Origin of the sequence: Mucilaginibacter sp. RCC_168 (genome assembly GCF_041355315.1) — a bacterium.
Classification (GTDB): domain Bacteria; phylum Bacteroidota; class Bacteroidia; order Sphingobacteriales; family Sphingobacteriaceae; genus Mucilaginibacter.
This window is the reverse complement of the sequence record NZ_JBFUPN010000032.1, coordinates 56,022-78,717: the sequence shown is the minus strand read 5'-3', so window position 1 is coordinate 78,717 and position 22,696 is coordinate 56,022. Positions and strand designations below refer to the sequence as shown.

27 protein-coding genes and 1 pseudogene are annotated in these 22,696 nt (G+C 41.9%); 19 read left to right on the top strand and 9 right to left on the bottom strand.

Features of this window, described 5'->3' with window-relative positions; genetic code table 11:
- Nucleotides 1–292: 292 nt before the first annotated feature.
- From AB6735_RS25420 to AB6735_RS25380, 9 genes are all read left to right on the top strand, one after another.
- Nucleotides 293–895, top strand: a complete 603-nt coding sequence (locus AB6735_RS25420; protein ID WP_370999002.1) for a Crp/Fnr family transcriptional regulator — start codon at nt 293–295, stop codon at nt 893–895.
- A 110-nt stretch (nt 896–1,005) separates the two neighbouring features.
- Complete coding sequence (locus AB6735_RS25415) at nt 1,006–1,557, top strand: YceI family protein (RefSeq protein ID WP_370999001.1); 552 nt, start codon at nt 1,006–1,008, stop codon at nt 1,555–1,557.
- 12 nt (nt 1,558–1,569) lie between these two features.
- Nucleotides 1,570–1,788, top strand: coding sequence for a 4-oxalocrotonate tautomerase family protein (locus AB6735_RS25410; RefSeq protein ID WP_090472492.1), 219 nt, complete (start codon nt 1,570–1,572; stop codon nt 1,786–1,788).
- A 4-nt stretch (nt 1,789–1,792) separates the two neighbouring features.
- A complete protein-coding gene (locus AB6735_RS25405) occupies nt 1,793–2,527 on the top strand; it encodes an SDR family NAD(P)-dependent oxidoreductase (protein ID WP_370999000.1) in 735 nt (244 codons plus the stop codon).
- A 1-nt stretch (nt 2,528) separates the two neighbouring features.
- The gene (locus AB6735_RS25400) at nt 2,529–2,981 is read left to right on the top strand and encodes a nuclear transport factor 2 family protein (RefSeq protein WP_370998999.1); all 453 of its coding nucleotides are present in this window, start codon (nt 2,529–2,531) and stop codon (nt 2,979–2,981) included.
- 18 nt (nt 2,982–2,999) lie between these two features.
- The gene (locus tag AB6735_RS25395) at nt 3,000–3,302 is read left to right on the top strand and encodes a putative quinol monooxygenase (RefSeq protein WP_370998998.1); all 303 of its coding nucleotides are present in this window, start codon (nt 3,000–3,002) and stop codon (nt 3,300–3,302) included.
- A gap of 46 nt (nt 3,303–3,348) precedes the next feature.
- Nucleotides 3,349–4,425, top strand: a complete 1,077-nt coding sequence (locus tag AB6735_RS25390; RefSeq protein ID WP_370998997.1) for an NAD(P)H-dependent flavin oxidoreductase — start codon at nt 3,349–3,351, stop codon at nt 4,423–4,425.
- A 29-nt stretch (nt 4,426–4,454) separates the two neighbouring features.
- Nucleotides 4,455–5,303 (top strand): SDR family NAD(P)-dependent oxidoreductase, encoded by an 849-nt coding sequence (locus tag AB6735_RS25385; RefSeq protein ID WP_370998996.1) that lies wholly within the window; start codon nt 4,455–4,457, stop codon nt 5,301–5,303.
- 72 nt (nt 5,304–5,375) lie between these two features.
- Nucleotides 5,376–6,302, top strand: coding sequence for a Dyp-type peroxidase (locus AB6735_RS25380; RefSeq protein WP_370998995.1), 927 nt, complete (start codon nt 5,376–5,378; stop codon nt 6,300–6,302).
- A 281-nt stretch (nt 6,303–6,583) separates the two neighbouring features.
- Here AB6735_RS25380 and AB6735_RS25375 read toward each other — a convergent pair whose 3' ends face one another.
- Nucleotides 6,584–7,060: a c-type cytochrome gene (locus AB6735_RS25375; RefSeq protein WP_370998994.1), complete on the bottom strand. Its 477-nt coding sequence runs from the start codon at nt 7,058–7,060 to the stop codon at nt 6,584–6,586.
- Between the two features lie 854 nt (nt 7,061–7,914).
- On the opposite strand from AB6735_RS25375, the gene AB6735_RS25370 reads away from it, so the two are divergent.
- The 3 genes from AB6735_RS25370 to AB6735_RS25360 are packed head-to-tail and all read left to right on the top strand — an operon-like array spanning nt 7,915 to nt 9,498.
- Nucleotides 7,915–8,187: a hypothetical protein gene (locus tag AB6735_RS25370; protein WP_370998993.1), complete on the top strand. Its 273-nt coding sequence runs from the start codon at nt 7,915–7,917 to the stop codon at nt 8,185–8,187.
- On the top strand, nt 8,184–8,954 hold the full coding sequence (locus AB6735_RS25365; RefSeq protein ID WP_370998992.1) for a Ku protein: 771 nt from the start codon (nt 8,184–8,186) through the stop codon (nt 8,952–8,954). Before AB6735_RS25370 ends, AB6735_RS25365 begins: the two co-directional genes overlap by 4 nt.
- 52 nt (nt 8,955–9,006) lie before the next feature.
- Nucleotides 9,007–9,498 (top strand): inorganic diphosphatase, encoded by a 492-nt coding sequence (locus tag AB6735_RS25360; RefSeq protein ID WP_370998991.1) that lies wholly within the window; start codon nt 9,007–9,009, stop codon nt 9,496–9,498.
- Nucleotides 9,499–9,623: 125 nt separating this feature from the next.
- Here AB6735_RS25360 and AB6735_RS25355 read toward each other — a convergent pair whose 3' ends face one another.
- The 3 genes from AB6735_RS25355 to AB6735_RS25345 all read right to left on the bottom strand — a co-directional run bounded on the left by AB6735_RS25355 (nt 9,624) and on the right by AB6735_RS25345 (nt 11,962).
- Nucleotides 9,624–10,685 carry an acyltransferase family protein gene (locus AB6735_RS25355; RefSeq protein WP_370998990.1) on the bottom strand — a complete coding sequence of 354 codons (1,062 nt, stop codon included), beginning with the start codon at nt 10,683–10,685 and terminating at the stop codon, nt 9,624–9,626.
- Between the two features lie 48 nt (nt 10,686–10,733).
- Nucleotides 10,734–11,312 (bottom strand): phosphoribosylglycinamide formyltransferase, encoded by a 579-nt coding sequence (gene purN, locus AB6735_RS25350; RefSeq protein ID WP_370998989.1) that lies wholly within the window; start codon nt 11,310–11,312, stop codon nt 10,734–10,736.
- 128 nt (nt 11,313–11,440) lie between these two features.
- Nucleotides 11,441–11,962: a hypothetical protein gene (locus AB6735_RS25345; RefSeq protein WP_370998988.1), complete on the bottom strand. Its 522-nt coding sequence runs from the start codon at nt 11,960–11,962 to the stop codon at nt 11,441–11,443.
- 173 nt (nt 11,963–12,135) lie between these two features.
- Here AB6735_RS25345 and yiaK point away from each other — a divergent pair, with 173 nt between their 5' ends.
- Both yiaK and AB6735_RS25335 read left to right on the top strand, forming a co-directional pair.
- Nucleotides 12,136–13,125 (top strand): 3-dehydro-L-gulonate 2-dehydrogenase, encoded by a 990-nt coding sequence (gene yiaK, locus AB6735_RS25340; RefSeq protein ID WP_370998987.1) that lies wholly within the window; start codon nt 12,136–12,138, stop codon nt 13,123–13,125.
- 358 nt (nt 13,126–13,483) lie between these two features.
- Nucleotides 13,484–13,846 (top strand): hypothetical protein, encoded by a 363-nt coding sequence (locus tag AB6735_RS25335; RefSeq protein ID WP_370998986.1) that lies wholly within the window; start codon nt 13,484–13,486, stop codon nt 13,844–13,846.
- A 188-nt stretch (nt 13,847–14,034) separates the two neighbouring features.
- Here AB6735_RS25335 and AB6735_RS25330 read toward each other — a convergent pair.
- The 3 genes and pseudogenes from AB6735_RS25330 to panB all read right to left on the bottom strand — a co-directional run.
- Nucleotides 14,035–14,211 (bottom strand): annotated as a pseudogene (locus tag AB6735_RS25330) (RNA pseudouridine synthase); the annotation flags it as partial.
- Between the two features lie 47 nt (nt 14,212–14,258).
- Entirely contained in the window at nt 14,259–14,984 is a 726-nt protein-coding gene (locus tag AB6735_RS25325) for an RluA family pseudouridine synthase (protein WP_370998985.1), read from the bottom strand.
- A gap of 130 nt (nt 14,985–15,114) precedes the next feature.
- Complete coding sequence (gene panB / locus AB6735_RS25320) at nt 15,115–15,930, bottom strand: 3-methyl-2-oxobutanoate hydroxymethyltransferase (RefSeq protein ID WP_370998984.1); 816 nt, start codon at nt 15,928–15,930, stop codon at nt 15,115–15,117.
- Between the two features lie 428 nt (nt 15,931–16,358).
- On the opposite strand from panB, the gene carA reads away from it, so the two are divergent.
- The 4 genes from carA (at nt 16,359) to AB6735_RS25300 (ending at nt 19,580) form a co-directional block, all read left to right on the top strand.
- On the top strand, nt 16,359–17,459 hold the full coding sequence (carA, locus tag AB6735_RS25315; protein WP_370998983.1) for a glutamine-hydrolyzing carbamoyl-phosphate synthase small subunit: 1,101 nt from the start codon (nt 16,359–16,361) through the stop codon (nt 17,457–17,459).
- A gap of 632 nt (nt 17,460–18,091) precedes the next feature.
- On the top strand, nt 18,092–18,499 hold the full coding sequence (locus AB6735_RS25310) for a hypothetical protein (RefSeq protein WP_370998982.1): 408 nt from the start codon (nt 18,092–18,094) through the stop codon (nt 18,497–18,499).
- Nucleotides 18,500–18,524: 25 nt separating this feature from the next.
- Nucleotides 18,525–19,073, top strand: coding sequence for an FG-GAP repeat domain-containing protein (locus tag AB6735_RS25305; protein WP_370998981.1), 549 nt, complete (start codon nt 18,525–18,527; stop codon nt 19,071–19,073).
- Between the two features lie 183 nt (nt 19,074–19,256).
- Complete coding sequence (locus AB6735_RS25300; protein ID WP_370998980.1) at nt 19,257–19,580, top strand: DUF6686 family protein; 324 nt, start codon at nt 19,257–19,259, stop codon at nt 19,578–19,580.
- Nucleotides 19,581–19,587: 7 nt separating this feature from the next.
- On the opposite strand, the gene AB6735_RS25295 is transcribed toward AB6735_RS25300, so the two are convergent.
- Together AB6735_RS25295 and AB6735_RS25290 are read right to left on the bottom strand one after the other, a co-directional pair.
- Complete coding sequence (locus tag AB6735_RS25295) at nt 19,588–20,175, bottom strand: DUF4870 domain-containing protein (RefSeq protein WP_370998979.1); 588 nt, start codon at nt 20,173–20,175, stop codon at nt 19,588–19,590.
- Nucleotides 20,176–20,284: 109 nt separating this feature from the next.
- On the bottom strand, nt 20,285–21,763 hold the full coding sequence (locus AB6735_RS25290; RefSeq protein WP_370998978.1) for a phytoene desaturase family protein: 1,479 nt from the start codon (nt 21,761–21,763) through the stop codon (nt 20,285–20,287).
- A gap of 95 nt (nt 21,764–21,858) precedes the next feature.
- Between AB6735_RS25290 and AB6735_RS25285 the strand changes: the two genes are divergently transcribed.
- Nucleotides 21,859–22,695: a phytoene/squalene synthase family protein gene (locus AB6735_RS25285; RefSeq protein ID WP_370998977.1), complete on the top strand. Its 837-nt coding sequence runs from the start codon at nt 21,859–21,861 to the stop codon at nt 22,693–22,695.
- Nucleotide 22,696: the final 1 nt, after the last annotated feature.

The following is a 22,696-nucleotide window of genomic DNA, read 5'->3' as shown; positions in this document are numbered from 1 at the left end:
TTTATAGGTTCATCCATTTCGCAAAAATCGAACTTTTATAGCATACTTGTGTCCACACAGTAGCCCCACGGGAGGGAATTAAAAATGACTTTCTTAATCCCTAACACGATTGGCCATTTCGTTACAAAAAGTGGGTTTACATGGTTTACACTTTTTACGGTTTACATTAATATAAATAATTAATAATCAATTAGTTAATTTAGTTTTAGTGCTAAAAAGCGGATTTACATGTAAACTCACTTTTTGTTCGTCGAAATAGGCTGATTAATTGAACGCATCATAGCTATACAAAATGTTAAATGCATTAAGTATTTTTGATTTGATGCAAGCAAAAGAAATACTCCAGGCGCATATCGCTAAAACTATATCGTTAACAGATGAGCAGTTCGATTATCTCTTTTCGCATTTCAAACAGCGGTCTTTTAAGAAGGGGCAGGTTATTATTGCCGCTGGTGATACGGTAGATTATGAATATTTTGTGCTGGATGGCTGCCTCAAATCATTTTATATAAACGATGACCTGAAAATGTTCATCCTCCAATTTGCCATGCCCACCTGGTGGGCATCAGATTATAACGCGCTTTACAGCAACGCGAAAGCTACGATCAATTTGGATTGTATTACAGATGCCGAAGTGCTTTACCTGTCAAACGAGGACCGGGAAAAACTCTGTAACGAGATCCATCAGGTGGAGCATTTTTTTCGCTGGCGTACCAACAGGGGTTATGTTGCATCTCAAAAAAGGTTACTATCATTTATGAATAATGATGCCAAACATCGCTATGAGGAGCTGCTGGCCCTATATCCTGCCCTATACAATATCGTCCCCAAACACTTAATTGCCGCCTATTTGGGGGTTTCCCGGGAAACCCTGAGCAGGCTCTATCAGCACTGAAAATGTGATGTATATCACTTAATTTACCTGCCTTTTTAAATGTGATGTAGGTCACGTAAGTTCCTCTTCATTCCTCCCCACATTTGTATTGTCATTAAAGACATACAAACATGGAAACACAAAATTTTAAAATCGCAAGCGCTAAAAGTAACATCGACTGGACCGGGCGCAAAGTAACCGGCGCACATAACGGAACTATCTCTGTTAAAGAAGGTTCCTTAACTTTAAACGATGGCCAGCTTACAGGCGGCCGCTTTATTATCGATACTACATCGATCAACATCCTGGATATAACCGATCCTGCCACCAACGCCCAATTTGCCGGTCACCTGGCTTCTGAGGATTTCTTCAATTCCAAACAATATCCCGAAGCATTGTTCGTGATCACCGCATCTGCCCCTAAGGGTAATGGCGTTTATCATATTGATGGCGACCTGACCATTAAAGACCTTACCCATCCGGTAGCGTTTGACGCGCAGATTGATCATGCCGGTGATGTAATTACCGCATCTGGAAAAATCGTGATCGATCGTACCAAATACGGAATGAAGTTCCGTTCAGGTAATTTCTTCAAAGATCTGGGCGATACCTTGATCTACAATGAGTTTGAACTACATGTAACTATCACCGCTAACGCTGTTGCAGAAACAACCTTAGCTTAAAAACCTACAGCCATGCCATTCGTAAAAATCGAGATCACCCGTGAAGGAGTCACCCGTGAACAAAAACAAGCCTTAATAAAAGGTGTAACTGATTTGTTAACCAACACGCTAAACAAAGACCCGCATTTAACCCATGTAGTGATACAGGAAGTTGACCTGGACGATTGGGGCTATGCCGGCGAACAAGTATCTGTACTAAGAGAAAAAGGCATCACAGCCGATAAAAAATAAAACAATGAAAAAACAAACCGTCATCGTTACCGGCGCATCATCAGGTATCGGTAAAGAAATAGCCCGTTATTTTTTGGAAAAGGGCGATAATGTAGTGATCAATTCTTCTACCGCTCACAAACTGGAGCAAGTTTTTAACGAATTGGGTGCAGGAGATAACCTGGCCATGGTTGCAGGCAATGTAAGCCATAAACAAACCGGCGAACAACTGGTAGCCAAGGCCATCGAAAAATTTGGTTCGGCAGATGTGCTGGTAAACAATGCCGGTATATTTGAAACCAGGCCTTTTCTAGAAGTGGATGAAGCCTACCTCGACCGTTTTCTGAACACCAACCTCAAAGGCACTTACTTTACCACTCAGGCGGTTATACCACAAATGTTGAAACAGCACGATGGCATAGTGATCAACATTGGTACACCATTGGTTAACCACTCGCTTACCGGGGTGCCTATTACGGCGCAAATGGCATCAAAGGGGGCCATACAAGCGCTTACTATACAACTGGCAAGTGAGTTTGGTAAGGATAACATCCGGGTGAATACCATCGCGCCCGGCACCATCCGCACTCCTATGCATGGTGACAATGCCGATCAAAGCGCGGGGCTGCATTTGCTGAACCGTGTGGGCGAAGTAGAAGACATTGCCGAAATGGTTTATACCGTTGCCAAGAGTAAGTTCATTACCGGCGCTATCATCAATGTTGATGGTGGTATGGCTGCCGGACATAATTTAAATTGATATGAAAACCCTTTTATTAACCGCTTTAATGTTCTGTACCTTACAGAACATTAAAGCACAAAATTTTAAGAAAATGGAAAATAATCAGCAAAGTAGAGCTGCCATTACCAAGGTACTCGAAAACACTTACTTCAAAGGAATATACGAAGGGGATGTTAACTCATTAAGCAAAATTTACTATAACGGCACCTTATTATTTGGTGATGTAAAAGGCCAGCCTTATGCCAAAACGTTGGAACAATATTTAGATGGCGTGGCAAACCGCCAAAGCCCCAAAGACTCTGGCAAACCATTTAAAGGTGAAATTATTGATATCAGAGTAGTAAATTCCATAGCCGTTGCCGAAGTAAAGGTAAAAATGTATGATTTCAATTATCATGAGTTCCTGTCATTCCACCAGATTGAGGGCAAATGGCTCATCGTTAATAAAATGATCAGCGATATCGCTCAATAAACAATAAATATTTTGGTCATGGATAACAAGATTACGTTGATCGCCAACATAGATATACTCCCAGGGTTTGAGGCAGAGGTAAAGCATGCAATGATTGCCATGGCTGCGGAAACCCGCAAGGAAACAGGTTGCGAATTATTTCAGGTGAACACCAGGGATGATTCACCGCAAATGATGGTCAATTATGAGGTGTATAAAAACCAGGAAGCTTTTGAGTTACATAAAACTTATGCCTATGCCGCTGCGTTCTTTGATTACGTGAAAGGGAAGATAAAAAACGATAAGATTGAGGTAATCCATTTGTCGGGGTTAAGCAGCTAATCCTTCAAAATAATTACAGTATAAAGCAATAAAAAATTATAAAATCATGTGGTATAACACAAAAGCAACGGAAATATTAGGCATTGAATATCCCATTATGCAGGGGCCATTCGGCGGCGGACTATCATCGGTTGAACTGGTAGCTACGGTATCCAACGCGGGTGGTTTAGGTGGATTTGGAGCTTATACTTTGAGTCCGCAGGAGATTTATGAAAAGGATAAACAGATAAAGGCGGCCACCAACAAACCCTACAATATCAACCTGTGGGTTTCTGATACTGATGCGGTGGACGGTACTATTGCGGATGAGCATTTTGAGCAGGCTAAAGCTTTATTCAAACCCTATTTTGATGAAGCCGGAATCCCCTTGCCCCAAAAGCCAGCAGTTTTTAAACCCCGCTTTGAAAACCAGGTTGAAGTAATACTGAGCACCCGTCCAAAAGTATTCAGTTTTATGTTTGGCATACCCTCTGCAGATATCCTGGAACAATGCCGTAAACAGGGCATTAAAACGGTTGGCGCTGCCACAACGCTTGATGAAGCAATTGCACTGGAAGCGGCAGGTGTAGATATGATCATCGCCTCGGGTTTTGAATCCGGCGGTCACCGGCCCTCATTTTTAGCCTCTGCCGAACAATCAACCACCGGAACTTTTGTACTGGTCCAGTTGATCAAAGAGAAAGTAAAAACGCCTATCATAGCCGCGGGCGGTATCGCAAGCGGTCGCGGTATAGCGGCAGCCCTCACTTTGGGTGCGGATGCCGCGCAAATTGGTACCGCATTCCTGGCCTGTGATGAATCGGGTGCCTTACCCATTCACCGGCAAATGTTATTTTCTGATGCGGCTAAATATACCACACTATCACGCGCCTTTACAGGTCGGCTTGGTCGTGGTATTACCAGCAGGGTGGCTAAAGATTTAGTGGGAAAAGAGAAACAATTTCTGCCATTTCCCTTGCAAACTACTTTCATGTCATCGTTAAGAAAAGCGGCGCTTGAGCAACAAAAATGGAATATGGTGCTGTTCTGGGGCGGGCAAATCGCGCCTATACTCAAACATACCAAGGCCGCGATTTTGATGCAATCCTTAATCGAGGAGACATCAAAGATCATGATAGCCTAAAATCAATGCTGATTTAAAACAAACAAGCTATGAACTCGTCAAAAGTATGGTACGTAACCGGGGCCTCACAAGGGTTGGGGCTTAACCTGGTAAAAAAGCTATTGCACAATGGCTACCTGGTAGCCGCTACCTCGCGCAATGCGCAGACTCTTAAAGATGCTGTTGGCGTGATAGATACAGATCGCTTTCTTCCGCTGGCGGTGGATTTGAATAACCTGGATTGCATAGAAGAATCGATCAGGCAAACCATTACCGCCTTCGGGCAAATTGATGTGCTGGTTAATAATGCCGGCTACGGCATGGCCGGTACCGCAGAAGAGATAGTGGAGCAGGATATCAAAAACATTTTTGATGTGAATGTTCTGGCTACCATTAATGTTACCCGGAGTGTACTGCCCGTTATGCGCAGGCAAAAAGCCGGCTTTATCATTAATATGAGTTCTGTTGCCGGTTTTGCAGGTGCACCTGGGTGGTCAATATATTCGGCTACCAAAGCCGCCGTAACAGCCTTTTCTGAAGTTTTAGCGCTTGATGTTAAGGAGTTTAGTATTAAGGTAACCGTGGTTGAGCCATCAGGTTTCCGGACTGGTTTTCTCACTCAAAATTCATTGGCTTATACCGAAAGTAAAATTGAAGGTTACCAGGCGGTTAAAGATACACAGGAGCGTTACCTGGCAGCCAACGGTAAACAACCAGGCAATCCGGATAAGGCCGCAGATATACTGATCCGGATCTCTGAAAATCAGCACCCCCCATTACATCTGTACCTCGGTCAGGATGCCTATAATCGTGCATCAGAAAAACTGGCCGCTATGGCTAATGAACTGGAAGCGTGGAAAGCAACTACTATAGGCGCCGATTTTCAGGATCAGAATTAATGGTTTTATAATTTAATGCTGTTGACGATTTTACTTATTTTCGTACCACACAACAGATATATAGTATAACTTATGAAGCCGGATTCGCAGAATGTAACAGACTATACCAATAACAACACTATATTTATGGTTTGGAGCTTTAAGGATGGCCTGGAGGTTAAAGATACTTTCAGTCAACTTTGTAAGCTGATCATCAACCTTAATAATTCTGCGAATATCCGTTTCCCTATTTCCCGGGCAAGCTGTGTGATGGGCATTGGACACGATGCCTGGCTCAGGCTTGGGCTCCCTCTTCCATTACCTAAAGAATTAACGAATTTTGCGCCCATCGCAGGCGATAAACACACAGCGGTTTCTACCAAAGGAGATCTGCATTTTCATATCAGGGCCGATACTACCAGTATCTGTTATGATATGACATCTGCCATTACGGATCTTTTAAGTCCTGTGGCTATCAGTACAGAAGAAATTCATGGTTTCAGGTATTGGGACAGCCGCTCTATTTTGGGTTTTGTTGATGGTACCGAAAACCCACATGGACAAGACAGGGAGTTTTTTAGCATGGTGGCCGATGAAGATCCTGTTTATGAGGGCGGGAGCTATCTTTTTACACAAAAATATATTCATAACCTAACTGCCTGGAAAGGACTCTCTACAGAGCAACAGGAGAAGGTAATAGGACGGTACAAAGCGAATGACATAGAAATGAGTGATGACGTAAAACCATCCAATTCTCATATAGCTTTAGCCAATGTTGGCGACGAACTTAAAATTGTTCGGGATAATATGCCTTTTGGCAGTATGTCAACTAATGAAATGGGTACCTATTTTATAGCCTATGCAAGTACATTCAGCACGGTGCAGCAGATGCTGAGTAACATGTTCATAGGTTCGCCCGAAGGGAATTATGACAGGATATTAGATTTTAGCACAGCCAAAACCGGGAGCCTGTTTTTTGTACCCACATTTAATATGGTTGATGATTTTTCATCAAATTAAGGCAACTCGTTAGCTTCGTAAGCTTCGGCATTTTCCTGGTCGCCCTCATTGGCCATTGGTTGGTCAGGATTAATGAATTTTTAAATTAAAGCAGGCTATTACTCCTTTAAGTGGTATATTAAAACAAGTCTCTTCTGCTTGAGCAGGAAAGATGACGAATATTTGTAGCCACATTGTTCAGAGCCAACATCCTGTTTTACTCCAGCCATACTTTTCAGCGCCTGGTTTATTTCAGTTTTTTATAACTGGGGGGTTACCGGTATATTTACAGACAAGTAAACTTATTTCTTCAACGATAAAACATATTTAGCCATTTCTTTAGCATCGCTTTCAGATAAAGAAGGATGCGGTGTCATTGCAATATCTCCCCAATTTCCTTTTCCGCCCGTGATGATTTTTTTTGAAAGCATTTCAATGTTTGCTTCAGAGGCCGGATATTTAGCTGCTATATCCTGAAATGCGGGTCCTATCAGCTTTGTATCCAGCTTATGACAGGTATTACAATCCGCTTTAGCAATCAGGTCTTTACCTATGTTAGAGCCAGCTCCGCCCCCGGTAGGCTCCGTCCCTATTTTCATCGCACTCGTATCGGCTTCAGAATTTCTTGCCTTTGCAGTCTGTTTTACAGAAGCAGAACTATCAGTTCCACCTGTTTTCTTATCCGAAGAATTGCTTTTACAACTTGCAACCAAAGCTATGAAAGGAAGTAGCAAAATGGCTTTTTTCGCAAATATTACTTGTGTTCTTATAAAGCTCATATTAGGGAAATTAAATTTGTTAACGAAATAGAAGTGTCCATTAAGCAATTATTACAATATGCTTAGCGCCCTCCTGTTTACTAATCTTTACGCTTTGTTCTCCTGATAATGAGAAAAATGGCGACAATGATAAATACGCCAATAAATACAAATGCGAATGGTAATAACATATTGAAAAAGTTTAAAAGTAAATTATCAGTTGTGGTTGGTGATCAGTGTACTGTACTGCGTTTGGTTGTATCAGTCTGGAACACCAGATGCACCTTCCCCGCTCCTTACTCCCATACTTGTGAAACTACTGTCTTGCGTTGAGTTATTTTTTTCGCTCTTGCACGCTGCCAAACTTTTGGAAAGTGCCAATAGTATAATTTTGGTCTTGATTTTCATAATAGGTTTTGTTGATGATATATAATAAGTACATTTTCTTTAAACTATTGTTTTTGTATTAATAATTAATTATTTAATAAAACAACATGCACTTTAATAGCGGGTTGCAATAACGCCTTCATCGATGGTAGTACGTTTAGATACCGGCTTATAATGAACCTCGAAATTAAGCTCAGATCTTCATGATAAACTGGCTGTCAAACTTTTGTGTAGGATTGCCGTATTTATCGGTATACCCTGGCGGCTTCCGGCGATAACACACTGAACGGTGATTTGAAATAATCTTGTATCATTATAAGACAAAGATCATGAGCGGAAAAATACATCGATTTGCCCCAGGTCGTCAACAAATGTTTATCAATAGATTTTGGCAAACAGCAAAATCTATTGATACTTTTTTTCTTTTGGTTTTATATAATAGCTAAACAAAATCTTGCTGAAATAGTTGTAATAAAAAGCCTTAACGTATGGAAAATTATCCCATCACCATCAGTACAAACAAAAAAGTACATCATTTTGAAGTAGGTGAATATGTTCATTATGACGATGAAAAGTGTAAGTTCCGCGTATTTGAGAATGGGGTTTATGTGGCCAGTTTTGAACCTGATGACCATCAATTCCTGCACATATGCCAGAATCCCGGCCGGATAGATGAGCATGTTCTGCATCTGCTGGCAGATCAGATCGAGGCTCACCATCCTCATGGAATCAATGATAATATTCGAAAATTAAAGCTATGAGAAGTATCTGGAAAGGTTCGATCGGATTTGGCCTTGTCAGCATCCCGGTCAAATTATACTCGGCAGTTCAAACTTCGTCACTGGATCTGGACATGCTGGACAGCCGCGATCATGCGCATATCAAGTTCCAGCGGGTGAATGAAAACACCAAAAAGGAAGTCCCTTATGACAAGATTGTAAAAGGATATAAATATGATGATGACTATATCATTGTGGAGGAATCCGACTTTGAAGCAGCGGCACCTGAAAAAAGCAGGGTGATCGAGATCGAAAATTTTGTGGATATGGACGAGGTGAATCCTATGCTGTACGAAACTTCATACTATACAGAACCGGAAACAAAGAATAACAAAGCCTATGCCTTGCTGCTGGAAGCGCTGAAGAAATCCGGTAAGGCAGGATTAGCGCGATTTGTTTTACGAAGTACAGAAAATTTGTGCATTATCCACCCTGTTAAAAAATCCATTGTAGTGACCCGCATCCGTTTTGAACAGCAGATCCGTGATCAGGACGAGCTCAAACTGGACGATAAGGTGACGGTGAGTAAAAAAGAGCTGGATATGGGACTGGCGCTGATCAACCAATATGCAGCGCCGCTGGATCTATCCGGATACAAAGATGAATACCATTCTGAATTGCTCAGATTGATTGAAGCGAAAGCCAAGGGCAAACGTCCAACCATTAAAAAGCTGAAACCGAAAACTGCAAAAAGCAATGATCTTTATGACCAATTGATGAGCAGCCTGACTGCAAAAAAGGGTGCCTGACAGAATTAACTCTGATGAAAACAATTGAGATCAACCGGATAAGCAACCAGCTATGCAAACTATAACTGCTATGATTGAATGCCCAAAGGGTATCAACTATAAACTCAAATACGACCAAGAAAAACACTCTTTTAAGTTAAATAGAGTTTTACCGTCCGGATTGGTCTTCCCTTATGACTTCGGAATGATTCCCGGAACTAAAGGTGAGGACGGCGACCCGCTCGACGTCATCGTCCTTTCAGAGATCAGCGGCTTCCCTGGCCTGGAAATGGGATGTCGTATTATTGGCGTACTGCAATGCGAACAAACTGAAAAGAATGGCAAAACTTTGCGCAATGACAGGTACCTCGGCGTTGCTGAAAAATCATCAGTATATGCTAATATTATCGATATAGGCGACTTGCCAGAAAATATGATAAGTCAGCTGGAAGCATTTTTTAAGAATTACAATGAACAGGACGGCAAGCAATTTCGCATATTGAACCAACTGGATGCAAACGAAGCTATGCTTGTTATTAGCGACAAAAAAATAAAAGGAATATAACCTTACAAGACCAAAAACTTCAGTCTGTTTTCTGGGAAAGCAATATCGCAAATAAAAAATATATTGATTATGCCTATGACTTTGGCGCATCGCACTTAGGTAATCCACGTACTTACGGTATATCGTTAGGCACCAGTTTTTATGACTTCCGGCTTAATGGTTTGCGGTTGTTTGAGTCGCAAAAACGGGCGTTCAACCCATATGAAACTTATTAATGCGACAATACCCGTTAATGCAATACAAGCGGCCAAATACCATATAACAGGTATTGCCGGATTGAAAACCCTAAACAACAGCTGCTGTATCGGGAAGGCATAAATATACAGGCCGTATGAAATATCGTACTTTAACGAAACCTGGAAGTTCGAGAACCCTTTAACTCCTAAAATAGCAATGCTTACTGGAGCTATCATTAAAAAACCGCCAAATTTAATAAGGGCAAAGGATGCCAAAAAAATAAATAGCTGCCCTTTTGCATCAATAAAAATTTCGTTTCTGAAAACGTATAAACAGGTACCGCATACATAACAGGTATATAATTTCCGGGCGTTTGACAGGGTTAAAAATGTTGGGCCAAATGGTGTTCCGGGGTACAGATTAACCACGTAGATGGTATACACTAAAATAAACAGCAAAAGAAGCGCTTGCTTATTTTTATTTAACAAGCCAAACAATCCTAAAAACAAGGTAAGTCCATAACATAATGCCTCCGGGAACAAACTCCATAGGCTACCGTTAAGGGAATCTTTGTATAATGAATATTGCAAAACGTTGCCAACACTCCATTGCCGCATAGTTAAAAAAGCATTTTGATAAACAAACGAAAAGGATCCGTTTACGTTCCAGAAATTGAAACCGGCAATGTTTTTATTGTTGATGTAAAAAATAGCTGGGGCAATTACAAAGGCGGTAACGATGAGGCAAACCCAATAGCCGGGAAACAATCTGAGGAACCTGTTCCTAATGAATCTTACAATGTTGGGCGACCTGTCAAAACTGGCAGCTATTAAATAACCGCTTAACGAAAAAAAGCCCATCACCCCAATTTCCGACAGAACGATCTGGCCTTTTGAAAATAATTGTAGCGGCTCGGTACCGGCACCGGTAATCATATAACCATGCGAAACCAATACCATGATGGCAAAAATTACACGAAGCAGGTCGAAGGCATTTTTATGGTTAGGCATACAACTAATAAGTGACTAATGTATAAAATTACAGTCACTTTGGCATGCTTAACTCTTCATCTTCTTCAATAAAGCTTCTACAACTTTTGGAAAATGATGATGCTCCAGTTGCTGACCTTTAAATTTGATCATTTCCAGATTATCACCTGGCTCAATCCTGAATTTGGATTGATGAATAATTTCGCCTTCATCAAACTGCTCATTTACAAAATGTATGGTAATGCCGCTTTCCTCTTCCCCGGCTTCCAGGATGGCTTTGTGCACATTGTCGCCATACATGCCTTTGCCACCATATTTGGGTAACAAGGCAGGGTGAAGGTTAATAATCTTGTTGGGGAAAGCTTTTAATAACGATGCGGGCACCAGCCATAAAAAGCCTGCCAGTACTATCAAATCAACCTGCAGATTTTTAAGCAGCCTGATCACATCGTCGGTTTCAAAAAATTCATGTCTGGTAAATATGTGCGATGGTACCTCAAAATTATCGGCCCGTTGTAATACATAAGCCTGGGGATTGTTGGTGAGTATCAGCACTACTTCGGCATCGGCATTGCGTTTAAAATGCTCCATTAACTTTTGGGCATTTGACCCTGAACCTGAAGCAAAAATGGCAATTCGTTTCTTCATTAAAATTTGGGGCTTTTCAAAGGTGATGATGTTACCTGTAAATGTTTATATATAGGGATTTGTTTTAGGCTACTGGTAATTTTATTATAACAAATCATTGGTATCATGATCCAAATATAAAAGTTTACTTATTGTGTTACCGCTTTTTGCTTGATAAATCCATACCGCACAATCCTTCGCCTGGAGGTTGCTGAGTAATTCGGCTGCACATCGCCGGTTTGCAATACCAGGGAATAAACCCCCAATGTAGATATCTGCGCATTGGTAAAAGGCTGTGTATCTTTTATAGCTGCTCCTGCGTTGCCCGTAGTATCCTTGCACGTCATGTCTGATACTAAATAAAGTCGATTCTGAGTAAGCGACCAGTTGCCGGTTGTTTTTTGGGCCAAACAGGCAAAATTCACAAATGTGCAAGTATTATTGGTATTGAAAGTAAATGTCTGGGTCGAGTCGCAGCCAACGTATAAAGTGTCCGTGGTGCCAATCTGTGCATCACCAACATAATTGTTAACCTGTACAGTAGCCAGTAGCCAGGTACCTGCGGTGAGCAAATGTGGTATATTGCTGTCGGCATCTTTTTTACAGGAGTTACTCAGCAGGTTAATGATAACTAAGCCTAAAACAAAAACTAAAAGGGTTTTATTTTTCATAGAAATGATGCAGGCAAAAATAAATATTCCCGGTTATTAGTTGGCAACCAGGATGTAATTATAACTCTTTTACACTGAAATTATTTTAATATGCTATTTAGGTGTTTTATCCCAGGAAAACAAAACCCGATCCGGTTGTTTTATTTTTACTTTTGACTTTTTACATATCTACCATGCGTATACCTTTTGAAAAACTTAAAGCCGAATTTAAACGGATATTACTCAACCTTGATTTTACTATTGAAAAAGCCGAAAAATGTGCCTCCATTTTTGCCGAAAACAGCCGGGATGGTGTGTATACCCATGGCCTAAACCGTTTTCCGGTTTTTGTACAATTTGTAAAAGATGGCTGGGTTAAGCCCGACGCCGGACCTGTAAAGGAAGGCGGCCTGGGCGCTATTGAGCAATGGAGCGGTAATTATGGCCCCGGAATGCTCAACGCCGGCATATGTATGAACCGCGCCATGGAACTGGCCAACCAAAACGGTATAGGCTGTGTGGCCATTAAAAATACTAATCACTGGATGCGTGGCGGTACTTATGGCTGGCAAGCTGCCGAAGCTGGTTACATTGGCATTTGCTTTACCAATACTATTGCCAATTTACCGCCCTGGGGTGGCCTTGATCCGCGTTTGGGCAATAATCCGTTAGTTATAGCTGTGCCCCGTAAAAATGGGCATGTGGTGCTGGATATGGCCATATCGCAATATGCGGTTGGTAAATTAAAACAGTACGAAGCAAGCGGGGAGGAACTGCCGCTGCCCGGTGGTTATGATAGTGAAGGACATTTAAGTACCAATGCTGCGGCCATCCTGCAATCAGAACGGGTACTGCCTATTGGTTTTTGGAAAGGCTCGGGGCTTTCGCTGGTGCTCGATCTGCTTGCAACCGTTTTAAGCGGCGGCAATTCTACCGCACGGATCAGCAAAGAGAAAACGGAGGCCGGTATTTCGCAGGTGTTTATCTGCATAAAGCCTAAAGATGATGAGCAAACCACCGCGTTAATTGAAGAGGTCATCGCTTATACCAAAACCAGTCGGCCGGAACATGCCGGATCAACCATATCATATCCCGGCGAAAACACCCTGAAAACACGCGCTCAGAATTTAAAAGAAGGTGTTTTGGTGGATGAAAAAATCTGGAACACCGTACTGGGGCTGTAGAGTAGGGTCAAAAATCAAAAGCTTGTGGTGCGGTGATAACACCGACCACAAGCTTTATGTTGTATTTAGATATCCCTGCTTCCCAGCCCGTGGTCGGTGTTATCACCGTACCACTATATAACTTAATTTGTTATTTTAGAGCATGTACCAGGGTAATGGAGTTGCAGCCTGTGGTCGGTGTTATCACCACACCACTTTTTTATTATCTTAGTTCATGCATCAAGGGATTGAATTTTTCACAGCTACATGTCTTAACTGGCAGCCTTTGCTGCAATCACATGATCGCAAACAAATTATAATAGATAGCCTTAACTTTTTAGTTAAAGATAAAAGGATATGGCTGTATGGTTATATAATAATGCCAAATCATGTACACATCATCTGGTGTAAACAACCTGAATGGCTAAATAAGAATGTGCAGCAACACTTGAGTAAATTTACTGCTCAACAACTAAAGTTTAATTTAATAAATAATTCAGCGGATCTTAAAAATTACAAGAGCACCCAAAATGACAGGGATTACCAATTTTGGGAACGCAGGCCGCATAAAGCAACGTTATATAACAGAAATGTATTGGAGCAAAAATTGGATTATATACACGATAACCCGGTTAAAGCCGGACTTTGTAATTTGCCTAAGGACTATGTTTACTCATCAGCCAGATATTACATATTGAATGAAGATAATGAATTGCTGACACACTATATGGATCACATTTAAGCTGTGCATGGTGATGGTGCGGTGATAACACCGACCATAGGCTGGAAATGCATGGTAATGATGCGGTGATAGTGGTGCGGTAATAACACCGACCACAAGCTGGAAACAAAAGTCTGTGGTGCGTACGATCAATGTTATTATTTAGCCTGTGGTCGGTGTTATCACCGCACCACTTCCTCCTCTATCCCCTAAGCCCTCACCATCATTCCTTCAAACTTCTCCCAGAAACCATCGTGTGGAACTGGGGCTATGATGGCTACGGGTTCATTTTTAACAGGATGCACAAAAGTTAGCTTGCGCGCGTGAAGGCAAATGCTTTTGCGCAGGCTGCCGCGTGGATAGCCATATTTGTTATCGCCAACAATTTAGCCTGTGGTCGGTGTTATCACCGCACCACTTCCTGCTCTATCCCCTAAGCCCCCACCATCATTCCTTCAAACTTTTCCCAGAAACCATCGTGCGGAACTGGGGCTATGATAGTCACTGGTTCATTTTTAACGGGATGTACAAAAGTTAGCTTGCGGGCATGCAGGCAAATACTTTTGCGCAGACTGCCGCGGGGATAGCCATATTTATTATCGCCTACGATAGGTGTGCCCAGGGTAGATAGCTGCACCCTGATCTGGTGAGGTCTGCCGGTTATCGGGTCAACCTCAATCAGGTAATAACCGTTAAGTTCGGCAACCAGTTTGTAATGTAGTTCGGATCGTAAACTGCCCTGCACTTCTTTATCATGCGCTTTGGTTACATTTTTCTGTGAGTTTTTTACCAGCCAATGCACCAGGGTACCCGCTTCTGGTTGCGGGCGTTTGCGTACCACGGCATAATAGGTTTTGTGCATGTCGCGGGCCTTGAACATCTTGTTGATGCGGTCCAAAGCCTTGCTGGTTTTAGCAAAAAGGATAACACCGCTTACGGGGCGGTCCAGCCGGTGCACCACACCTAAAAACGCGCCGTTGGGTTTGTTATATTTTTGGGCGATGTATTTTTTAACCTTTTCATCCAGCGGTTCATCGCCTGTTTCATCAACCTGTACAATATCACCGGCGCGTTTGTTTACGGCAATAAGGTGATTGTCCTCATAAAGGATGTCCTTATCAGTAATATCGTAACTGGTATAATTAAATTCGGGACGCATCTTTTTATTTGAGATTTATTATTAATTCGGATTTCGGATGTGGGATTTCGGATTTAAGTATTTATTCAAACATCAAAAAATTCGAAATTTCCATAAATCCGAAATCGAACATCCAAAATCCGAAATCAACTTAATATTGTTCCTGTTCGTTCGGGAAATCTTTTGATTTAATATCGCTTACGTAATTTTTGATGGCACCGTTCATTTGCTCGTATAAATTGGCGTACTGGCGTAAAAAACGGGGTTTAAACCCTTTGTTAATCCCCAGCATGTCATGTATCACCAATACCTGGCCATCGCAATGCTGCCCGGCCCCTATGCCTATAATAGGTATTTGTACGCTTTCGGCTACCTCTTTGGCCAGTTTTGCAGGTATCTTTTCAACTACAATGGCAAAGCAGCCAAGCTCCTGTAAGGTGCGGGCATCTTCGCGTAATTTCTGTGCTTCGGCCTCTTGCTTGGCGCGTACGGTGTAGGTGCCAAACTTATAAATAGATTGGGGTGTTAGTCCCAGGTGACCCATCACCGGTATGCCGGCGGTGAGTATACGGGTTACCGATTCGGCTATTTCAATGCCGCCTTCCATTTTAACGCCATGGGCGCCTGATTCTTTCATGATACGGATGGCCGAATTCAGAGCTTCTTTGGAGTTACCCTGGTAGGAGCCAAAAGGAAGATCGACAATCACCAGCGCGCGTTTGGCCGCACGCACTACTGATGAGGCGTGATAGATCATCTGATCGAGCGTTATAGGCAGGGTGGTTTCATGACCGGCCATCACGTTTGAGGCCGAATCGCCTACCAGGATAATGTCCATTCCTGCATCGTCAACAATAGTTGCCATGGAGTAATCATACGCGGTAAGCATCGCGATTTTCTCGCCACGGTTCTTCATTTCCTGCACAATATGTGTAGTGATCCTTTTAACTTCTTTATGTATTGACATGTTTTATTTCGGGTTTCGGATATTCGCTATCGGATTTATGTTTCCGCTATGCAAAGGTTACTATTAATTTCGGAATTCGGAATTTCGATTTCGGATTTGGGGAATTCGGAAGTTTTGATTTTGTCTGAACCGCGATTTAAACAGATTTTTGTCCTCTCAGGGTCTCTCGCAGCAGCCCCGGAGGCTTTAGCCGCTTATGCACACTTCAGGGTTACTTCCAGCAGTCCCTGAAGGAACGAAAATCTGAAATTCCCAATATAGGTAATCCAAAATATAAAAAAATCCCAAATGCCACATCCGAAATCCGAAATAAAACTGTATTTTTGCTGTGTGAATCAGGAAGTTCCTTACTTCAATATTTCTATCAGTTTTCACGGGGCTTTGAACCAGGCGATCCGATTTATTAATCCTTTCAATTTTTTTGATAAATGACCTACTTCACCAAATTACCGGCTATACTATTATTGGATGATGGAACCGTTTTTCACGGTAAAGCCGCAGGGAAGATCGGTACTACTACCGGCGAAATATGCTTTAATACCGGAATGACCGGTTATCAGGAAGTTTTTACAGATCCATCGTACTTTGGCCAGATCATGGTGGCTACCAACGCGCATATTGGTAACTATGGTATTACCAACGAGGAGGTTGAATCTGGAAATATCCAGATAGCGGGTTTGGTTTGTAAAAACTATAACATTGCTTACAGCCGTAAACAGGCCGATGAATCGATACAGGATTACTTCCAGTCGCAAAACCTGGTAGGCATATCTGATGTGGATACCCGCCAGCTGGTGCGTCATATCCGCGACAAAGGCGCTATGAACGCGATTATATCTTCGGAGATACTGGATATTGATGAGCTAAAAGCCAAACTTGCTGAAGTACCGTCTATGGACGGGCTGGAGCTGTCATCAAAAGTATCTACCACAGAAACCTATACTTTTGGTGACGAGAGCGCGAAATACCGTGTTGCCGTGCTCGACCTGGGTGTTAAGAAAAACATCCTGCGTAATTTTGACGACCGTGACGTTTACGCCAAGGTGTTCCCTGCAAAAACCACCTTTGCCGAAATGGAGCAAGATTTTGCCCCAACAGGATACTTTATATCAAACGGCCCCGGCGATCCGGCCGCTATGCCTTATGCTATTGAAACAGTAAAATCAATCCTGGCTTCCGAAAAACCGATGTTTGGGATCTGTTTAGGTCACCAGTTGCTGGCTTTGGCAAATGATATCCCAACCAAAAAAATGTTTAATGGTCACCGCGGTTTAAATCACCCGGTAAAAAATATTATTATCAACCACTGCGAGGTAACTTCACAAAACCACGGTTTTGGGGTAGTGCCCGAGGCTGTGCGTGCATCTGACAAAGTAGAGATCACCCACGTGAATCTGAACGACCAATCTATCGAAGGGATCCGTGTAAAAGATAAAAAAGCATTCTCGGTACAATATCACCCGGAATCATCTCCCGGCCCGCACGATTCAAGGTATTTGTTTGATGATTTTATCAAACTGATGTCGTAAAACAAGATGTGCGGATGTGCAGATTTTAGATGTGCAGATGATAAAAGCCTTTCAAGTTTAACTTGAAAGGCTTTTTTGTTTGGGGGTATAATCGAGGGAACGATCCATAAAAAAACGCGTCATTGCGAGGTACGAAGCAATCTCTATACTATACAGAGCAAACCTGCTTATCGGGATTGCTTCGTAGCTCGCAATGACGCGCGGAGAAATGTCATGTGAATAGGCGAGAGTCTTTGCTCCAAAAGTCCAAAAATCTCATAGTCTAAAACCCTGGTTTCTTGCTACAAAAATTCGTATATTTATAACACTTCAACGGCCCGGCTTTCTTAATAGAAAGTCGGGCCGTTTAGGTAAAGGAAAAAAAGACCCCAAAAAAAGCTGTTTGGTATATAGTTATTTGGCAACCAATAAATTAATACTTTTTAAAGTTTCAAAACGTATTAAAAGCGCGTTGAAATTTGTTAAAAAGTGTTAAAATCGATGTTTTTCGAATGATTTTGGAGCTGTTTTGATGCGTTTTTGAGCAGAAAAGTGTTAAAATAATAAGTTTAAAAAGTTTTTGCTGGATAAAAACCCTAACTTTTAACAATATTAACTTACGGGTAAACGTCTAATCCTAAAAATAATCCGGTATGGCCGAAAAATTTTTACTGCAGGGCAATGTTAAGTGGAGCTATGATCATGAACTGGCTGGCATATCCCAGAGCAAGAAGATACTGGCAGGTTTAGTAACGTCGACACCGGTACTGCTACGCCATAATGGCTATATCGCATTAACTACTGCCGAACTGATCATTGAGGGTATTGAGGGGGATGAAGATTTGATTATTCCACTGGACAATATTAAACAGGTATACCTGGGTTTTGATGATTTGTTCCCCGTAACAGCCGAAAAAAGCCTGGGAATGCTTTGGCAGCCTTTAAGAATAGAGTACTATTTCTCTGCCACCGAAACACAATACTTGTACCTTATTATTGATTATAACGGCATATATACCCATGATAAGGCCTGGTTTAACACCTTAACAGAAATACTATAGTAAGTTCATCATACTTTATTTTCCTATGCTCCCGTTTAAAACATTACTCTTATTAGGTTTAGTTTTTATAACGCATGTATGTCTCGCGCAAAAAAATAACGATATACCTAAAGACGCTATAAAGGGCGACTTTAATGGTGACGGCAAACCCGAATATGTTTGGGTAGTTAGACCCAAAATAGCCGATAGCGGCGAGGATTGTGTTAGCGGATGTACTATTAAGGTTGTATCGTCTAACCCCGAAATACCTACCCTGGCAATACCCAATGCAATTGGCGGAACTATTACTAATCTCGGCGATCTGAACAATAACGGTACTGATGAAATAGGCATCCTGCCCGAGTGGTTCACCAGTTGCTGGAGCCCTTATTACGTGTACACACTGGCCCACAAGCACTGGCAGGAGGTTGTGCCTTCGTTCTCAACGCACTGCAACCAATGGGAAGCCGACGTTAAACCTATTGAAAAAGCTCCCGGTAAAAAAGGTTATGTGGTAATCCGCTACAGTGCATTTGAAAAGGAAGAGATCGTAACCAAAACCAAAATCATCCCCAAAATAACTGCCTGTTGCTAAGTTATTGTAAATAAGCTTTTTTTATTTTTATTTGGATTTATTCTAAATAATGTATTGCTTTGTTTCTATTGAAAACGGACATACCTGTAAAAAACAGTTTAAAATATAAAGTCCTGCTCTTGAGCAAATGCTGCGGTGCGATAGCTTTGCGGCCGGGCAGGCACCAACTTAATTAACACTCCTATGTGCGATTCAAAAATCATAAGCCAGGTTGGAGCATCGGTAATTAGCCGGTGCTCAGAGTGCCGCTGTATATTTATTTGGAATAACAACCTGATCCTGAGCTTTTCGCCCGAACAGTTTATGCAGTTCAGGGATTTTACGGTCGACCTTGATTTTGCCGAACACACCCACCCCTTTCCCGACGGACAGGAGCGACTGGTAATGCGCACCCCTGTTAATGATGTACAGCTTACGTTTACTACCGAAGAATGGGAAGATTTTCACGCCGCCATGGCCGAAGCCATTTATATGCAGGAGATCTACTCGCTGATGTATGATAATTAGCTAAAATTTATCTAATGAATTGTACCGCAGGCTTATAGAACATCCCCCGGGAGTTTAAAGCCCTGATAGTATTGGATATAACAAATACAAAGTTTAAAATATACATACCATAAAGTCCAAAAACTACGGTCGACAATAATTCAACCCCTATATTACCAGAGCTGATTATTCCGGCAGTAATGGTGCCAATAGTAACAACAAGCACAGCGATGCACCAGGATATTTGAAAGTTTAAGAGCTTCTTGCCGGCCTCGTCAATGTTCTTCATTTTGCCTTTATTAAACGACCATAGCATAAGGGGCACCAGCACGCCTAATAAAGGGAAAGCAATAAAAGCAAGCGCAGACAGGTTGAGTAAAGCGATATGGTTTTTATTCCCCGGTTCTGGCTTTTCAACTTCAGCAAGTTCTTCGGGTTTAATGTTTAAAACAGCTGCCAGTCTTATTAAAGTATCTCCTCTGGGTTCGGCCTCATCATTTTCGATACGCTGAACGGTTCGTAAACTAATGCCTGCTTGCTGAGCCAGCTCTTCCTGGCTTAGTCCTTTTGATGTTCTTAGTGCTTTGATCTTTTGTCCTAATTCAGAATTGTTCATGGTTTAAGTATTTAGATTTATGCAACAAAAGTAGCTTGCTCAAAAGATTTTCCACCCCGTAATATACCGACTTGTTTACGTCATTTTTATGACAATGCCGTTTCCGGACTTATTTAAAGGTTTTTATAACCTCTTGAGCCACTATTTGCCCGGATATAATAGCTGGCGGTACTCCGGGTCCAGGAACGGTTAACTGACCAGTATACAACATGTTTTTAACATGCTTAGCCCGCATGGCCGGTTTAAAAAAAGCGGTTTGCGCCAGTGTATTAGCTAAGCCGTAGGCGTTGCCTTTAAAAGAGTGGTAATCAGCCTTAAAATCGTTCAAGGCATAACTTCGTTTCACTACGATGGAATCACGGATATCCTGCCCGGTAATGTGCTTAAACCGGTTGAGCATCAGGTCAAAATATTTTTCACGGATACTTTCATCATCGGGTAAACCAGGTGCTATAGGCATCAGGAAAAAGAGGTTTTCACCGCCTTCGGGCGCTACACCAGGGTCGGTTTTAGAGGTGCAGGAAACATAAAACAGCGGGTTAGTAGGCCATTGCGGCGAAGTGTATATCTCCCTGGCATGTAGCTCAAAGTCTTCGTCAAAAAATAAATTGTGGTGTTTTATACCTGCTATCTTTTTGTTTGTGCCGATGTAAAATAATAGGCTGGATGGCGACATGGTACGGCTATTCCAGTATTTTTCGGTATAATTTCGATGCGATTTGGGTAACAGGTGCTGGTCAACATGCTCATAATCAGCCCCGGCTATCACAAAATCAGCCTGGAATGTGCCTTGGCTGGTATCTATATTATTGACGCTATTATCCTTTATTTCGATGTTAACAACTTCGGTATTTAATTTAAGTTCGACGCCTAACTCTTCGGCTAAATTCACCATGGCCTTTACAATCTGGTTCATTCCCCCTTGCGGGTACCAGGTACCCAGGGCCAGATCGGCATAGTTCATCATGCTGTACATGGCAGGCGTATTTTGCGGTGTTGCACCCAAAAATAAAACCGGGAACTCCAGCAGTTTTATCAGCCGGGGATTTTTAAAATACCGGCGTACATGCTTGCTCATACTGCTTAGCAGCTGTATGCTCAGGCTTTTTTTGATGAGGTTAAAGTCAATAAATTCGGTGATAGAATGGGAGGGACGGAATACATATTCGCCCATGCCAACTTTATATTTGTAGGCAGCCTGTTTTAAAAAATCTTTTAAGCCAATGCTGCTACCCGGTTCTGTTTGCTCAAAAAGAGCTTCCAGTTCGGTCATACTGGCGGGTATATCCATTATATCATTGGGGCCGTAATAGATGCGGTATCCGGGGTCTAAGCGTTCGAGTTGATAGTAGTCAGCAGGTTTTTTATCAAACAAGGCAAAAAAGTTCTCGAACACATCAGGCATCCAATACCAGCTGGGCCCCATATCAAATTTAAAACCATCTTTTTCCCAAACCCGTGCCCGGCCGCCGGGTTGATCGTTCTTTTCCAATATGGTGACTTTAAAGCCCTCTTTGGCCAGTACACAGGCCGCTGATAAGCCCGCGAAACCTGCCCCAATGATGATAATATGCCTTCTGCTGTTCATATACCTGTTGGGGTCCAAGTTAAACAAATTGTTTTGAGGTCATAAAAAACAATAACGGTTTGAATTTGTACATTTGGGAATCAGCCCAAGTGTAAATGATGAATCTGTACGACGAGACCAGTTTTGAATGCAGTAAATTAATAACCAATAAGTATAGCACATCATTCAGCTTGGGGATAAAGGCTTTTGATAAGGAACTCCGCTACCCTATTTACGCTATTTATGGTTTTGTAAGATATGCTGATGAAATAGTGGATACCTTTCATGAACATGACAAGCTAACGCTGCTTAACGATTTCAGAAAGGAAACGTTTAAAGCTATCCAGGAAAAGATCAGTTTAAATCCGGTTATACACTCATTTCAACAGGTGGTAAACGAGTACGGTATCCAAACAGGGCTTATTGACGCTTTTTTGCGTTCTATGGAAATGGATCTGGATAAAAAAGCGTATGACCCGGCTTGTTATGAAACCTACATCTATGGTTCGGCCGAGACGGTAGGGCTTATGTGCCTGCGTGTTTTTACAAATAATAATGAGGCACAATATCAGTCACTTTTATCCCAGGCCCGCAGCCTGGGCGCTGCTTTTCAAAAAGTAAATTTTTTGCGCGATATACAGGCTGATTATCAGGAGCGTGGCCGTACCTATTTCCCCGGTATTGACTTTAATAATTTTACCGAGCAGGATAAGCATCGTATTGAAGCTGAGATTAAAAATGACTTTGACAATGCCTTTGAGGGAGTAAAACAATTACCGCCAGGTACACGTTTAGGGGTTTACATAGCTTACACCTATTATTTGAAACTGTTTAAAAAAATAAGTTATACGCCAGCAAACGTTATCCTGCAAAAAAGGATACGTATTTCTGATGTACGGAAGATGGGTTTGTACGTCAAAGCTGTTTTACAACAAAAACTGAATGTGATTTAAG

What these genes read in the sequence shown, in the direction of transcription:
- panB (WP_370998984.1), bottom strand. Translation starts at nt 15,930, where the DNA reads ATGTCAATACATAAAGAAGTTAAAAGGATCACTACACATATTGTGCAG.
- AB6735_RS25375 (WP_370998994.1), bottom strand. Translation starts at nt 7,060, where the DNA reads ATGAGCTTTATAAGAACACAAGTAATATTTGCGAAAAAAGCCATTTTG.
- AB6735_RS25365 (WP_370998992.1), top strand. Translation starts at nt 8,184, where the DNA reads ATGAGAAGTATCTGGAAAGGTTCGATCGGATTTGGCCTTGTCAGCATC.
- AB6735_RS25345 (WP_370998988.1), bottom strand. Translation starts at nt 11,962, where the DNA reads ATGAAAAATAAAACCCTTTTAGTTTTTGTTTTAGGCTTAGTTATCATT.
- AB6735_RS25300 (WP_370998980.1), top strand. Translation starts at nt 19,257, where the DNA reads ATGTGCGATTCAAAAATCATAAGCCAGGTTGGAGCATCGGTAATTAGC.
- AB6735_RS25390 (WP_370998997.1), top strand. Translation starts at nt 3,349, where the DNA reads ATGTGGTATAACACAAAAGCAACGGAAATATTAGGCATTGAATATCCC.
- yiaK (WP_370998987.1), top strand. Translation starts at nt 12,136, where the DNA reads ATGCGTATACCTTTTGAAAAACTTAAAGCCGAATTTAAACGGATATTA.
- AB6735_RS25335 (WP_370998986.1), top strand. Translation starts at nt 13,484, where the DNA reads ATGCCAAATCATGTACACATCATCTGGTGTAAACAACCTGAATGGCTA.
- AB6735_RS25385 (WP_370998996.1), top strand. Translation starts at nt 4,455, where the DNA reads ATGAACTCGTCAAAAGTATGGTACGTAACCGGGGCCTCACAAGGGTTG.
- AB6735_RS25290 (WP_370998978.1), bottom strand. Translation starts at nt 21,763, where the DNA reads ATGAACAGCAGAAGGCATATTATCATCATTGGGGCAGGTTTCGCGGGC.
- AB6735_RS25400 (WP_370998999.1), top strand. Translation starts at nt 2,529, where the DNA reads ATGAAAACCCTTTTATTAACCGCTTTAATGTTCTGTACCTTACAGAAC.
- AB6735_RS25410 (WP_090472492.1), top strand. Translation starts at nt 1,570, where the DNA reads ATGCCATTCGTAAAAATCGAGATCACCCGTGAAGGAGTCACCCGTGAA.
- AB6735_RS25325 (WP_370998985.1), bottom strand. Translation starts at nt 14,984, where the DNA reads ATGCGTCCCGAATTTAATTATACCAGTTACGATATTACTGATAAGGAC.
- AB6735_RS25415 (WP_370999001.1), top strand. Translation starts at nt 1,006, where the DNA reads ATGGAAACACAAAATTTTAAAATCGCAAGCGCTAAAAGTAACATCGAC.
- AB6735_RS25355 (WP_370998990.1), bottom strand. Translation starts at nt 10,685, where the DNA reads ATGCCTAACCATAAAAATGCCTTCGACCTGCTTCGTGTAATTTTTGCC.
- AB6735_RS25395 (WP_370998998.1), top strand. Translation starts at nt 3,000, where the DNA reads ATGGATAACAAGATTACGTTGATCGCCAACATAGATATACTCCCAGGG.
- AB6735_RS25380 (WP_370998995.1), top strand. Translation starts at nt 5,376, where the DNA reads ATGAAGCCGGATTCGCAGAATGTAACAGACTATACCAATAACAACACT.
- AB6735_RS25305 (WP_370998981.1), top strand. Translation starts at nt 18,525, where the DNA reads ATGCTCCCGTTTAAAACATTACTCTTATTAGGTTTAGTTTTTATAACG.
- AB6735_RS25420 (WP_370999002.1), top strand. Translation starts at nt 293, where the DNA reads ATGTTAAATGCATTAAGTATTTTTGATTTGATGCAAGCAAAAGAAATA.
- purN (WP_370998989.1), bottom strand. Translation starts at nt 11,312, where the DNA reads ATGAAGAAACGAATTGCCATTTTTGCTTCAGGTTCAGGGTCAAATGCC.
- AB6735_RS25310 (WP_370998982.1), top strand. Translation starts at nt 18,092, where the DNA reads ATGGCCGAAAAATTTTTACTGCAGGGCAATGTTAAGTGGAGCTATGAT.
- AB6735_RS25360 (WP_370998991.1), top strand. Translation starts at nt 9,007, where the DNA reads ATGCAAACTATAACTGCTATGATTGAATGCCCAAAGGGTATCAACTAT.
- AB6735_RS25285 (WP_370998977.1), top strand. Translation starts at nt 21,859, where the DNA reads ATGATGAATCTGTACGACGAGACCAGTTTTGAATGCAGTAAATTAATA.
- AB6735_RS25295 (WP_370998979.1), bottom strand. Translation starts at nt 20,175, where the DNA reads ATGAACAATTCTGAATTAGGACAAAAGATCAAAGCACTAAGAACATCA.
- carA (WP_370998983.1), top strand. Translation starts at nt 16,359, where the DNA reads ATGACCTACTTCACCAAATTACCGGCTATACTATTATTGGATGATGGA.
- AB6735_RS25405 (WP_370999000.1), top strand. Translation starts at nt 1,793, where the DNA reads ATGAAAAAACAAACCGTCATCGTTACCGGCGCATCATCAGGTATCGGT.
- AB6735_RS25370 (WP_370998993.1), top strand. Translation starts at nt 7,915, where the DNA reads ATGGAAAATTATCCCATCACCATCAGTACAAACAAAAAAGTACATCAT.